We start from the raw sequence: 12,406 nt of genomic DNA, 5'->3' as shown, positions 1-12,406 counted from the left end.
TGTCACACCCGGCTCGACGTCGCCGTGTCCGCCGACAGCCGCTGGGCGAGGTAGATCGGGACCACCGACATCAGGACGAGTACCGCGGCCACGACGTTCACCACCGGTGCCTGCTGCGGCCGGGTCATGTTGTCGAAGATCCAGATCGGGAGCGTCTCGATCCCGGGTCCCGCGGTGAACGTGGTGACCACGATCTCGTCGAAGGACAGCGCGAAGGCGAGCAGACCGCCGGCCAGCAGCGCGGAGCGGACCAGCGGGAAGGTGACGTCCGCGAAGGCGCGGAAGGTGGTCGCGCCGAGGTCCATGGCCGCTTCCTCGTACGAGGCGGCCGTACGGCGCAACCGGGCCACCACGTTGTTGAAGACGATCACGATGCAGAAGGTGGCGTGCCCGATGATCACCGTGAACAGTCCGAGCCCCACGCCGAGCGGCTCCAGCACCGTGCCGAACGCCGAGTTGAGGGCGATGCCCGTGACGATGCCGGGCAGCGCGATCGGCAGGACCACGATGAACGACACCGTGTCCCGGCCGAAGAAGCGGTGCCGGGCCACGGCGAACGCGATGAGCGTGCCGAGGGCCAGCGCGATCGCGGTCGCCCCGAGGCCGGCCTTCACCGAGACCCACAGCGCCTGCCGGGCGCCGGAGTTGTGCACGGCCACCGACCACCAGTGGCCGGTCAGCCCCGGCGGGGGCCAGCTCGCACTGCGGTCGGGATTGAGCGAGTTGACGAGGACGAGCAGCAGCGGGACGTAGATCACCGCGAAACCGAGCCCGGCGCCGGTGCGCAGGGCGATGCGCGCGGTGCGGCTGAGATGCATGGCGCTGTTCTCCTCCAGGTCCTACAGGCTGTTCAGGGCACCCGTGCGGCGGATCGCCAGCAGATACAGGACGATCACGACGACGGGGACGGTGCCGAGCGCGGCGGCCATGGGCAGGTTGAGCTCGATGTTGGAGTACACGAGGTTGCCGATCAGCTGGGTCTTGCCGCCGACGATCTGCACGGTGATGTAGTCACCGAGGCTGAGCGAGAAGGTGAACACCGAACCGGCCGCGACCGACGGCAGCACCATCGGCAGCACCACCGAGCGGAAGGTACGCCCGGCCCGCGCCCCGAGATCGGCCGAGGCGTCGAGCAGGTTGGCCGGAAGCTGTTCGAGGGCCGTGTGGATCGGCAGGATCATGTACGGCAGCCACAGGTACGTCAGGGTGAGGACCGCGGCCGGCAGTCCGAAGCCGGGGCCGTTCAGCCCGAACGGCGCGAGCATCCAGTCGGCGAGGCCGCCCTGGGACAGGATGAGCCGCCAGGCGTACACCTTGACCAGGTAACTCGCCCACAGGGGAGTCAGGATGGCGACCACGAGCAGGGGGCGCCACCTCGGCCGGGCCACCCGTGCGGTGTAGAAGGCGACCGGGAAGGCGATCACCGCGCACAGCACGGTCACCGCGAGCGCCACGCCCACACTGCGCAGGATCACCTGACGGAAGACGGGCGTGGTGAACAGCTCGTGGAAGTTGTCCGTCGACCAGACCTTCACCACCTGCGAGGTGAAGGAGTTCGTGGTCCAGAAGGCCGAGACGAACAGGACCGCCAGCGAGCCGAGGTAGAGGACGGCGAGCCACAGCAAGGGGGCGGTGAGCAGCAGGGTCAGCCGCAGCCGGGGCCTGCGGTGCAGGGTTCCGGCCAGCCGCCGGACGGTTCCCCGGCCGGCGGCGGTCGTCGCGTCGGTCGTCACGGCTCAGCCCTTGATCTCGGTCCAGGCCTGCACCCACTTGGCGTACGGCACGCACTTCACGTCCTTGCGGCCGTCCAGGCACTGCTCGATGGGCGTGTTCCAGAAGGCGATCCTCTTCCAGTAGCTCTCGTCGGCCGCGTGGTAGACCGTGCAGAAGTTCTTGTCGCTGGTCTCGGCACAGGCCTTGGAGTTGGCCGGAGCCTCGCCGAAGTACTCGGCCACCTCGGCGTTGACCTTGGGCGAGACGATCCAGTTCAGCCACTGGTAGGCGCAGTTGGGGTGCTTGGCCTTGCTGTACACCATCCAGGTGTCCGACCAGCCGGTCGAACCCTCCTTCGGCACGAGCGCCTTGACCTTGGCGCCCTCGGAGGCGGCGAGGTTCGCGATGACCTGCCAGGTGGTGCCGACCACCGAGTCGCCGCTCTTGAAGGCGGAGACCTCCTTGAGGTAGTCGCTCCAGTACTCGCCGACGTTCTTGTTCTGCTGCTTGAGCAGGGCCACGGCCGCGTCGAACTGCTTCTGGTCGAGCGCGTACGGGTCCTTGATCTTCAACTCGGGCTTGGTCGCCTTGAGATAGAGGGCCGCGTCGGCGATGTAGATCGGCGAGTCGTACGCGGTGACATGGCCCTTGTACTTCACGGCGTCGTCGAAGACGGCGGACCAGGAGGTGGGCGCGGGCTTGACCTTCTCGGTGTTGTACATCAGCAGGTTGGCGCCCCGGCCGTGAGGGATGCCGTACATCTGGCCCTTCACCGAGTTCCAGGCGCCGTTCTTCAGCCCGGTGAAGATGTCCTTGTAGTTGGGGACCAGGGCGGTGTTGACCGGGGCCGCGTCGCCGGAGGCGATCAGGCGCAGGGAGGCGTCGCCGGAGGCGGAGACGGCGTCGTACTGGCCGGTCTTCATCAGCTTGACCATCTCGTCCGAGCTGGCGGCGACCTTGGAGTGGACCTGGCAGCCCGTCTGCTTCTCGAAGTCGCCGACCCAGTTCACCTTGGGGTCGTTGGAGCCGTCCTCGACATAGCCGGCCCAGGCGACCAGGTTGACCTGGCCCTCGGTCTTGCCGAGCTTCGTCGGGGCCTTGAGGTCGGGCGGGTTGAGCCCGGTGGCGGACGAGCCGCCCGAGCCGGAGGAGTCACAGGCGGCGGCGAGCAACAGCGCGGCGGCGCAGGCCGCGGTGCGCAGGGTACGGGTGGGACGCACGGCGTTCTCCATGGGGACGTAGAGGCGGGGGAGAGGTCAGGAGGGCAGCCGGACGGCGTGCCGGCGGTGCCACGTCAGGCGGACCCGGGTACCGCGGTAGGCGGCGACGTCCTCGGAGGAGGTCTCCAGGTTCTGCTGGAGCGCGGTGAGCCGGCCGCCGCCGTCGAGGTCGACCAGGAAGCGGGTGGCGTCGCCGAGATAGACGACCTCGGCGACGGTTCCGGTCGCGGTGGCGTGCTCGGGCTCGTCCGCCTCGGCCGACTCCTTCAGGACGCGGATCTTCTCCGGCCGGATGTTGTACGTGCCCGGGGTGCCGACGATCCGGTGGGCCACCTCTCCGTCGAGGAGGTTCGAGGTGCCGACGAAGGAGGCGACGAAGGGGGTCGCAGGACGCTCGTAGATCTCGGCGGGTGTCCCGACCTGGGCGATGCGGCCCTGGTCGAAGACGGCGATGCGGTCGCTCATCGTCAGGGCCTCCTCCTGGTCGTGGGTGACGAAGACGAAGGTGATGCCGACCTCCCGCTGGATCGCCTTCAGCTCGACCTGCATCTGCTCGCGCAGCTTCAGGTCGAGGGCGCCGAGCGGCTCGTCCAGCAGCAGCACCCGGGGCCGGCCGACGAGGGCCCGGGCGAGGGCGACGCGCTGACGCTGCCCGCCGGAGAGCTGGGCCGGGCGCCGCTGGCCGTAGCCCTCGAGGCGGACCTCGGCGAGGGCCTTGCGGGCGCGCACGAGCCGTTCGGCCTTCGGCACCCTGCGGACCTTCAGCCCGTAGGCGACGTTCTGCTCGACCGTCATGTGCGGGAAGAGGGCGTAGTCCTGGAAGACCGTGTGCACGTCCCGCTCGAACGGGGCGAGGCCGGTGACCTCCTGCCCGGCGAGTTCGATCCGGCCCTGGTCCGGTGTCTCGAACCCGGCGACCAGCCGGAGGACGGTCGTCTTGCCGGATCCGGACGGGCCGAGCATCGAGAAGAACTCCCCGTCCCGGATCTCCAGGTCGACCCCGGCCACGGCGGTCGTCTCACCGAACGACTTCCGCAGGTCCTGCAGCCGGATCGCAATTCCCTCCATAGGGGAACCTTTCTGGCGCGCTGTACGTTGAACCGCTTGACCGTAAACATATGAAGTCATAGTTCTAAGCTCAAGGTCCCCTTAGGGTAAAGCTTGAGTCAATGCACGAGGTGGTGACCGTGAGGCAGTACGAGATGGAGGGCGGCGCCCGCAAGGCCCTCTTCAGCCCGGTGGACAACCGGGCCCGCGTGGACGCGGTCGCCCACCGCATCGGCGACGCCATCGAACTGGGTCTCCTGGCCGACGGCGAGCAGCTGCCCGGCGAGACCGAGCTGGCCGGACAGCTCGGCGTCTCCACGGTCACCCTGCGCGAGGCGCTCATGGCCCTGCGCCAACAGGGCCTGGTCACCACCCGCCGGGGCCGCGGCGGCGGCAGCTTCGTCTCCCTCCCCGAAGTCCCCGCCGACGACCGCCTCAAGGCCCGGCTGCGCGGCTGGAGCACCGAGGAGCTGCGCGACCTGGGCGACCACTGGGCCGCCCTGTCCGGCGCCGCCGCCCGGCTCGCCGCCCAGCGCACCGAACCCGAGGACCTCCACCAACTCCGCCGTACCGCCGAGGAGTTGACCCGAGCCGAGGACGCGGCGGCCCGCAGCCGGCTGTACGGCCGCTTCCACGTCGAACTCGCGGCGGCCGCCCAGTCCGCCCGGCTCACCCGCGAACAGGTCGCCCTGCAGAGCGAGATCGGCGCACTGCTGTGCCTGGTCCTGGCCGACGACGCGTTTCGTGAAGAAGTTGCGGACCGTCACCGCGCCGTGATCTCCGCCGTGCAGGATGGGGCCCACGAAACGGCCGGCACGCTGGCCGAGCGGTGCGTCAGGGAGTCGACGGCGCGGCTCGTCGCCGTACGCCTCACCCTCTGACCGCGTCGCGTCAGGTTCCCGTCCGCTGGAGGACACCATGGGCCGGAGCCCCGGGGCCGCCACCCTCGACACGGAAGCGGAGGCGTGGGTGGCCGCACAGGTCGGCGGTGCGCTGGAAGCCGTCTTCGAGACGGTCGCCGCCATCCGCGCCGACACCGAAACCCTGCTCGGCCGGGTGGTCGCCGAGGGCCGCCGGCCGGTCAGCGCCGACCTCGCCGCCCTGCGCCCCGGACTGCACGTCCACCTGACCCGCGGGGAACTCGTCTCCGGCGTCGGCTTCGTCGCGGCGCCCGGTCTGCTGACGGACGTGCCCGCCTGGCTGGAGTGGTGGCAGTCCGGCGCCGACGGCGAGGTACGCCCGCTTCTGCTCGACCTCGATCCCGGCCAGTCGGCGTACTCCGACTACACGCACTGGGACTGGTTCGCGCTGCCCCGCGACACCGGGCGCCGGGCGGTGGCCGGACCGTACGTCGACTACCTCTGCTCCGACGAATACAGTCTCACGCTCTCCGAACCCGTCCTCATCCAGGGCCGGTTCGCCGGAGTGGCCGCCGCCGACGTCTATCTGCGGCACTTCGAGACGGCCGTCCTGCCCCTTCTGCGGCGCCTGCCCCGCCCCGCCCGCCTGGTGAACGCCCGGGGCCGGGTCGCCGCCTCCGCAGACCCCGCCCACCTGGCCGGCTCCCTCACCAAGGGTCCTGACTTCGGTGAACTGCTCGGCGCGGGGCGGCCCGGCGCGTACGACGGCATGCGCCTGGTGCCGTGCCGGGGTGTGCCGCTGGTGCTGGTGCTCGCCTGAACCCGAGTCCGAGGAGGCGGGCGACTCAGTCGCCGGTGCCGTCCCGGTACGGCACGCGGGCGAGCTCACGGACCTCGCCGAGCGTGCCCCACTCGTTCCCGCCCAGCCGGGACAGCGGCCGCAGCAGCCCGATGCCGGGCCTGCCGTCCACCAGCACGTCCTCGCGGACGGCTGCGTGCACCACCCGGCCGAACACCACCGTCGAATCGCCGAGGCGCAGCGTCGAGTGCAGAGCGCACTCCAGCGCGACGGGAGACGCGGCCACCCGCGGCGGCCGCACCCGCAGCGAGGGCTCCCGCTCGATGCCCACGGCGTCGAACTCGCCCCGGTCGCGCGGAAAGCCGGTCGCGGTCGCGTTGATCTGGGCGAAGAGCGGCTCGGGGGCGAAGTTGACGACGAACTCGCCGGTCGCCTCGACATTGCGCAGCGAGTCCTTCCGGCCCACCGACGTGAACTGCACGATGGGCGGATCGGTGCAGGCCACGGTGAAGAACGAGTGCGGGGCGAGGTTCGCCGTCTCCCCGTCCGGAGCGAGGGTCGAGACCCAGGCGATCGGCCGGGGGACGACGACGGAGGTGAGCAGACGGTAGAACGCCCCGGTCGTCATGGACTCGGGCGAGTAGTCGACGCGCATGACAGCACGCTAGGGGGTGGCGCCCGGGCCCGTGCCACCCGGCCCACCCGTTGATCATCGGCAGGTCGCCGCACTAGGGTACGAGGACAGCCGTACCGGGAGCCGATAACCATCCGCGAGTGTCTGACCCCTCGTGCGCGCGCCGCCCTCGCCCTGGGCCGGGGACTCGTCGCCGTTCCGGCCCCGGGGCTCGTCCTCGGCGGCATCCTCGGCCTGCAGGGTGGAGCGGCGCTGACGACCCGTCTCTACCCCGCCGTGGGACCGGCCGGCGTGGTGACCCTGCGGCTGGCCATCGCCGCGCTCGTGCTCACCGCGCTGTGGCGACCCCGGATCCGCGGCGACCGGGCCGGCCTCGGCATCGCGGCCGCCGCCGGAACCCTGCTCGCGGTGCACCATCTCGCGTACTACGAGGCGGTCGCCCGGCTGCCCCTGGGCGCCGCCACCACCCTGGAGTTCCTCGGCCCCTTCGCCATCGCGCTGTGCGCCTCACGCCGCGCCCCCGACCTGCTGTGGGCAGGCCTCGCCGCCACCGGCGTCCTCCTGCTCAGCCGCACCGGTACGGCCCTGGACGCGACCGGGATCGCCTGCGCCACCGTCGCCGGATGCTGCTGGGCCGGATACATCCTCATCGGCAAGCGGCTGGCCGGACGCGTCCCCGACGGCCGAGGCCTCGCGCTGGCCGTGACCTGGGCAGCGCTGCTCAGCCTTCCGTACGGCATCACCCAGGCGGGCACCCGCCTCCTGGACCCGGGCACCCTCGCCGTGGCCGCGGCCGTCGCCGTGCTCTCCAGCGTCGTGCCCTACACGTTCCAGCTGGAGGCGCTGCGCCGTCTGACCCCGGGCACCTTCGGGGTACTGACCAGCCTGGAACCGGCGATCGGCGCGCTGATCGGACTGCTGTTCCTGGGGCAGCACCTCGCGGTGGCCCAGTGGGCGGGAGTCGCGGCGGTGGGGCTGGCCTCGGTGGGGGCGACGCGCACGGAAGGTGCGGCCACGGCGCAGGACTTGAGCGACTCGGCGGAGGCTACGCACACCCCGGTCGAGACGGCTCGGGGAGACGGCTTCCGGCACCACCTTCGGCGAGCGAGGCAGATGATGCCAAAGCCCCCCGAAGGTCGCGGGCCGGCCGGTCATGCGGATCCGCCCGATGCCCTGCCGTGACCAGCAGGAACACCCGGCCCCGCGAGGAACCGCTCACCTCCCGCGCCGTCCAGGCCCACGACCAAGGTGAAGGGCTCGGCCGGCGCTCGACCGAGCCGGGGTCGAATACGTCCCGGCCATCGAACCCTGAGTGCCCGCTTCGTCGATGACCTCGAGCGGCCCGGCCCGGTGCCGGGTGCAAGGCGGCGCCGGGCCGGGGCGAGTGGGCCGGTCAGGCCGCCAGGCGCTCCGCGAGCTGCTTGGCCTTCGTGGCCGCTTCCTCGAGGGCACGGTCGCGGGAGGCCTCGTACAGCGGGACAAGCTCGGCCATCGCCGGGTTCTGCGGGGCCATGGTCAGCTCCGGGACGATGAAGTCGACGTCCAGGCCGAGCATGTCGGCGAGGACGGCCGTGAGGTAGTTCTGCACGTACTCGAATCCCTCGCGCGGGGTGCCCGGCCCGTAGGCGCCGCCCCGGCTGGCCACGATCGTGACCGGAGTGCCCTTGGCGGACGGGGTCTCGCCCGCGGTGCGGCCGAAGAGGACCACGTTGTCCACCCAGGACTTGAGGGTCGAGGGGATCGAGAGGTTGTACATCGGGGCGCCGATCAGTACGGCGTCCGCCTGCTCCAGCTCCTCGATCAGCCGGACGCGCTCGGCGAAGGCCGCCGCCTGCTCCGGCGTGTGCGACGCCGGGTCGGCGAAGCCCGCGGTGTGCGCTGCGGCGGTGATGTGGGGGACGGGCTGGGCCGCCAGATCGCGGTAGACGACCGTGCCGTCGGGGTGCTGCTCCTGCCAGTGCGTGCGGAAGGCCTCCGTCACGGCACGCGAGGCCGAGGCCTCGGTCGGGAACACGGACGAGTCGATGTGCAGCAGGGTGGCCATGGTGACTCCGAAATGAAGACAAAGAAGACAATAGGGACAGAGGTGGCCCGGCGGCTCAGCGCCAGGGCCGAGTTTTCGTACTCGACTATCTTTAACACAGGGACTTACTTTTTTTCATCCCCATACGGCGAGGTTGTACCCTGATCGCATGGCGGCGGACGTGACCCACGACAGCGCGGTGTGCAAGCGGGTGGACGATGGCATCACCCGTGTCTTCCAGCTGCTCGGAAAGCGCTGGAGCGGCCCGATCGTGGCCGTCCTGGTGGAACAGCCCGCGCACTTCGCCGACCTGCGCCGGGCCGTCCCCGGCATCAGTGAGCGCATGCTGTCCGACCGGCTCGCCGAGCTCGGCGCGGCCGGACTCGTGCTCCGCGAGGTCGACGAGGGCCCGCCGCTGCGCGTGTCCTACCGGCTGACCGAGGCGGGAGCCGCCCTGGAGCCGGCGCTCCGGGAACTGGGCGAGTGGGCGAAGGCCCACCTGCCGGACGCGCCGTCGTGCCCCGGCGAGGAGCGCGACCGGCGGGCCGGGTCACCGACGTAGCGCCCGGTCATGGACATCACGGTGCAGCGGGTGAGGACCGGCTGGACCGAGCGGTCACGCGGCGGCGTTGCCGCCGCCCGGCGGAACGCGGTGCCGGTCGGGTTTCCGTTGCCTCAGGTGCCGCGCCGTCGGGCCGCGCGCACGTTGTGCGGGTGGCCGGGCGGTACGGCTTCGAGCCCGGGGAGAGCCGGACGGCTCTCGGCACCCTCAGCGTGAGCCTGCGGGAACGGGACAGCGGCCTCCGGGCGTGCGCCCAGGGCGGGTTCGGGCTGCCGCTCCGGCCCCGCAGGCCCCGGCGGTGTGGCTGCGGCCGGGCCAGTGGCTCCGCCGGCAGCTCAACCACCGCTCCGGCAGCGCCTCCGGGATGGCGGACCGGTCGTACTCGCTCGACACCTTCACCGTCGCCCACGGCCCGGTCGAGCGTGACGGGTTCCTCGGGAAGCGGCCGTGCTGGTCGACGAGTGCGGGCCGGTGCGACAGCCCGGCGGCGCTCGCGAGAGCATCGAGTGGACGGCGTCACCCGGTCCGGTGAGCGGATGCGGGGGCCAGCCCCCGTCCTGACACACCGGATGACCGGATGGTGCGGGCCCGGGTGCGCCGGCGACGGTGGTCCCCCGTGGACACCCGTCGGAAGGACACGCACGTGCGCACCCTCACGGCCACCGCCGCCGCCCTGCTCCTCGCAGCCGGAGCCGTACCGGCCGCGGCCGCCGCACACCCCGAGTCGCCCGGGACCGACGGGGTGTGGCGCATGGACGGCTACGGCACCGTCCTCGTCCTCGGCGGGGGAGTGCTGCAGGAGCACCAGACGACAGCCGTCAGCTGCCTCAAGGGCGACACCTCGCGGCAGACCGGTCCCGGCACCTATGCGGCACCCGACGGCTCGGTGCTGACCGTACGGACCGTACACGACCGCGATCACGCGCTGCTCGCCGCGGACAGCTCGGTGGGACACCGGAAACTGCGCCGCCTGAGGGCCCTGCCCGCCCCGTGCACGCGCCCCGCCCCCACGGACCCGCGTACCGCCTTCGACGTCTTCTGGCGGACCTTCGAGGAGAACTACCCCTTCTTCGCCCAGAAGCACATCGACTGGCACGCCGTCCGCGACCGGTACCGCCCGCTGGTACACAAGGACACCACGAAGGATCAACTCTTCGGGATCCTCGGCGAGATGGTGCGCCCGCTGTACGACGCCCATGTCACGGTGGTCGACGGCGACCGCCACTTCGGCCAGGTCCGCCCCGGCACGGAGAAGCCGGGCCCGGAACTGGACGCCAGGGTGAAGACGTTCATCGAGGCCCGCGACCTCAAGGACGCCTCCTCCCGGCAGGACTTCGGCGCGGGCCGGATCACCTACGCCGACCTGCCGGGCGACCTCGGCTATCTGCGCATCTCCGGATTCGGCGGCTATGCCGGCAAGGACGCGCCCTACACCGCCGAACAGGCCGAACTCGACCGGGCCTTGAACACCGTACTCACCCGGCGCCGTACCGAGCGGCTCAAGGGGCTCGTCATCGACCTGCGCGTCAACGGTGGCGGCCACGACCCCCTCGGCATCCGGATCGCCGAGCGGCTGACCGGCACGCCGTACACCGCGTACGCGAAACGGGCCCGCAACGACCCCGCCGACCCCACCCGGCACACCCGCCCCGAACCCGTACCCGTCGTCCCGGCCGGCGCGCCCCGCTACACCGGCCCGGTCGCCGTCCTCACCGGCGGCTCGACGGTCAGCGCGGGCGAGACCTTCACCCAGGCCCTGATGGACCGGCCCGGACGGACCGTGCGGATCGGGCAGCCCACCCAGGGTGTCTTCTCGGACGTGATGGTGCGCCACCTGCCCGACGGCCTGGCCTTCGGCCTGCCGAACGAGGAGTTCCTGACCCGTACCGGCGGCACCTTCGACGGCACGGGCATCCCGCCGCAGCTGACCGAACCGGTCTTCACCAAGGAGGAGTTCGCGAAGAACCGCGACTCTGCCTTCGACCGCGCGGTGAACCTGCTGAGCGGGCGCGGCTGAGCCGGATCAGTCCACCGGCCAGGTGTGGGCCGGGGCGTTGAGGTGCATGTAGTCGATGTACAGCTGGGTCATCCGGCGCAGGGCCTCGTGGCGGCCGGCACGCGTGGTGGCGTCGAGGTGGTGGAACATCTCCATCTGCCACACGGCGCCGTTGCGTGCCGCCACACACCGCTGCTCGATGATGCCGAGCAGCGGCTCCCGCCACGCCTCGTCCATGCCGGACTGCTCGAGTCCCCGGTGCGCCAGCGGCAGCAGCCTGCGCAGCACCAGTTCCGGGACCGGCACCTCGCCCATCCCGGGCCAGTACAACAGGGCGTCGATGCCACGCCGGGCGGCGGTGTGCAGATTGTCCTCGGCTGCGGCGAACGACATCCGCGACCACACCGGCCGGTCCTCCTCCACCAGGGCCCGGGTGAGGCCGTAGTAGAAGGCACCGTTGGCGAGGGTGTCGGCGACGGTCGGTCCGGCGGGCAGCACCCGGTTCTCCACCCGAATGTGCGGGACGTCGTGGGAGACCGCGTACACCGGACGGTTCCAGCGGTAGATCGTGCCGTTGTGCAGGGTCAGTTCGGCGAGTTCCGGGATGTCGCCGCGATCCAGGGTCTCCGCCGGGTCCTGTTCGTCGCACAGCGGGAGGAGGGCGGGGAAGTACCGCAGGTTCTCCTCGAACAGGTCGAAGACACTGTTGATCCACCGCTCCCCGAACCACACCCGGGGCCGTACACCCTGCACCTTGATCTCCTCCGGGCGGGTGTCCGTGGCCTGTTCGAACAGCGGGATACGGGTCTCGTGCCACAGCTCCTTGCCGAACAGGAACGGTGAGTTGGCCGCCAGCGCCACCTGGACCCCGGCGATGGCCTGTGCCGCGTTCCAGTAGGAGGCGAACTCCTCGGGAGACACCTGCAGATGGAACTGCGTGCTCGTGCACGCGGCCTCCGGGGTGATGGTGTCCGCGTAGGTGCGCAGCCGGTCCACGCCGTCCACCTCGATGCGCAGGTCCTCGCCGCGGGCCGCGAAGATCTGGTCGTTGAGCAGCTGGTAGCGCGGGTTCTCCGACAGGGTCTCCTCGCCGATGTCGTCCTGGCGCAGGGTGGGCAGGATCCCGATCATGATCAGCCGGGTGCCGACCGACCTGGCCCGCTCGTCCGCGTGGTTCAGCGCGGCGCGGATCTCCGACTCCCACGCGTCGGGACCGCCCGCCGTCAGCCGCCGTGGCGGCACGTTGATCTCCAGGTTGAAGCGGCCCAGCTCGGTGGACCAGGCGGGGTCGGAGATCGCCTTCAGCACGTCGGTGTTGCGCATCGCCGGCTCGGCGTCGTCGCCGACCAGGTTCAGCTCGATCTCCAGACCGACCTGCGGCCGCTCGGACTCGAACCGGGACTCGCGCAGCATCTGCGCCAACGTGTCCAGGCACGCGTGCATCTTGATCCGGTACCGGCGGCGGTCCTCGCGGGTGAAGACGAGCGCCGGGACGTCGCGTCCCATCGGCCCTCCCTGATGCCCCTCGTCGCAGCCTCCTGCATTCAGCGTC

General features: G+C 71.3%; 12 protein-coding genes. 5 read left to right on the top strand and 7 right to left on the bottom strand.

Annotated features, from left to right (window positions below):
• Positions 1–2: 2 nt before the first annotated feature.
• Genes ACWDEN_RS04380 through ACWDEN_RS04365 form a run of 4 tightly spaced genes read right to left on the bottom strand, consistent with a single transcriptional unit; the run spans position 3 to position 4,001 of the window.
• On the bottom strand, positions 3–818 hold the full coding sequence (locus ACWDEN_RS04380) for an ABC transporter permease (RefSeq protein ID WP_450857134.1): 816 nt from the start codon (positions 816–818) through the stop codon (positions 3–5).
• A 21-nt stretch (positions 819–839) separates the two neighbouring features.
• Positions 840–1,733 carry an ABC transporter permease gene (locus ACWDEN_RS04375; protein WP_351603842.1) on the bottom strand — a complete coding sequence of 298 codons (894 nt, stop codon included), beginning with the start codon at positions 1,731–1,733 and terminating at the stop codon, positions 840–842.
• A gap of 3 nt (positions 1,734–1,736) precedes the next feature.
• The gene (locus tag ACWDEN_RS04370; RefSeq protein ID WP_450857132.1) at positions 1,737–2,933 is read right to left on the bottom strand and encodes an ABC transporter substrate-binding protein; all 1,197 of its coding nucleotides are present in this window, start codon (positions 2,931–2,933) and stop codon (positions 1,737–1,739) included.
• 36 nt (positions 2,934–2,969) lie between these two features.
• Positions 2,970–4,001 (bottom strand): ABC transporter ATP-binding protein, encoded by a 1,032-nt coding sequence (locus ACWDEN_RS04365; protein WP_450857130.1) that lies wholly within the window; start codon positions 3,999–4,001, stop codon positions 2,970–2,972.
• A gap of 134 nt (positions 4,002–4,135) precedes the next feature.
• Here ACWDEN_RS04365 and ACWDEN_RS04360 point away from each other — a divergent pair, with 134 nt between their 5' ends.
• Together ACWDEN_RS04360 and ACWDEN_RS04355 are read left to right on the top strand one after the other, a co-directional pair.
• On the top strand, positions 4,136–4,861 hold the full coding sequence (locus ACWDEN_RS04360) for a FadR/GntR family transcriptional regulator (RefSeq protein ID WP_450857316.1): 726 nt from the start codon (positions 4,136–4,138) through the stop codon (positions 4,859–4,861).
• Between the two features lie 37 nt (positions 4,862–4,898).
• Entirely contained in the window at positions 4,899–5,660 is a 762-nt protein-coding gene (locus ACWDEN_RS04355) for a cache domain-containing protein (RefSeq protein WP_450857128.1), read from the top strand.
• Positions 5,661–5,685: 25 nt separating this feature from the next.
• Here ACWDEN_RS04355 and ACWDEN_RS04350 read toward each other — a convergent pair whose 3' ends face one another.
• A complete protein-coding gene (locus ACWDEN_RS04350) occupies positions 5,686–6,294 on the bottom strand; it encodes a flavin reductase family protein (RefSeq protein WP_450857126.1) in 609 nt (202 codons plus the stop codon).
• A 270-nt stretch (positions 6,295–6,564) separates the two neighbouring features.
• On the opposite strand from ACWDEN_RS04350, the gene ACWDEN_RS04345 reads away from it, so the two are divergent.
• Positions 6,565–7,455, top strand: coding sequence for an EamA family transporter (locus ACWDEN_RS04345; RefSeq protein ID WP_450857124.1), 891 nt, complete (start codon positions 6,565–6,567; stop codon positions 7,453–7,455).
• A gap of 211 nt (positions 7,456–7,666) precedes the next feature.
• Here the strand turns inward: ACWDEN_RS04345 and ACWDEN_RS04340 are convergent, their stop codons facing one another.
• Positions 7,667–8,317 (bottom strand): FMN-dependent NADH-azoreductase, encoded by a 651-nt coding sequence (locus tag ACWDEN_RS04340; RefSeq protein ID WP_450857122.1) that lies wholly within the window; start codon positions 8,315–8,317, stop codon positions 7,667–7,669.
• Between the two features lie 148 nt (positions 8,318–8,465).
• Between ACWDEN_RS04340 and ACWDEN_RS04335 the strand changes: the two genes are divergently transcribed.
• Positions 8,466–8,858, top strand: coding sequence for a winged helix-turn-helix transcriptional regulator (locus tag ACWDEN_RS04335; RefSeq protein WP_351603858.1), 393 nt, complete (start codon positions 8,466–8,468; stop codon positions 8,856–8,858).
• Positions 8,859–9,501: 643 nt separating this feature from the next.
• Positions 9,502–10,875, top strand: a complete 1,374-nt coding sequence (locus ACWDEN_RS04330) for a S41 family peptidase (RefSeq protein WP_450857314.1) — start codon at positions 9,502–9,504, stop codon at positions 10,873–10,875.
• Between the two features lie 6 nt (positions 10,876–10,881).
• Here the strand turns inward: ACWDEN_RS04330 and ACWDEN_RS04325 are convergent, their stop codons facing one another.
• Positions 10,882–12,360, bottom strand: a complete 1,479-nt coding sequence (locus ACWDEN_RS04325; protein ID WP_351603862.1) for a glutamate-cysteine ligase family protein — start codon at positions 12,358–12,360, stop codon at positions 10,882–10,884.
• Between the last annotated feature and the right edge of the window lie 46 nt (positions 12,361–12,406).

The sequence above is a fragment of the Streptomyces sp. NPDC001153 genome (assembly GCF_053598315.1).
The sequence above is the reverse complement of the archived record's forward strand: the minus strand, read 5'-3'. Positions and strand labels throughout refer to the sequence as shown.

Coding starts and splice junctions, on each gene's coding strand:
- ACWDEN_RS04380 (WP_450857134.1), bottom strand. CDS start 818: ATGCATCTCAGCCGCACCGCGCGCATCGCCCTGCGCACCGGCGCCGGG.
- ACWDEN_RS04365 (WP_450857130.1), bottom strand. CDS start 4,001: ATGGAGGGAATTGCGATCCGGCTGCAGGACCTGCGGAAGTCGTTCGGT.
- ACWDEN_RS04360 (WP_450857316.1), top strand. CDS start 4,136: ATGGAGGGCGGCGCCCGCAAGGCCCTCTTCAGCCCGGTGGACAACCGG.
- ACWDEN_RS04355 (WP_450857128.1), top strand. CDS start 4,899: ATGGGCCGGAGCCCCGGGGCCGCCACCCTCGACACGGAAGCGGAGGCG.
- ACWDEN_RS04350 (WP_450857126.1), bottom strand. CDS start 6,294: ATGCGCGTCGACTACTCGCCCGAGTCCATGACGACCGGGGCGTTCTAC.
- ACWDEN_RS04340 (WP_450857122.1), bottom strand. CDS start 8,317: ATGGCCACCCTGCTGCACATCGACTCGTCCGTGTTCCCGACCGAGGCC.
- ACWDEN_RS04335 (WP_351603858.1), top strand. CDS start 8,466: ATGGCGGCGGACGTGACCCACGACAGCGCGGTGTGCAAGCGGGTGGAC.
- ACWDEN_RS04325 (WP_351603862.1), bottom strand. CDS start 12,360: ATGGGACGCGACGTCCCGGCGCTCGTCTTCACCCGCGAGGACCGCCGC.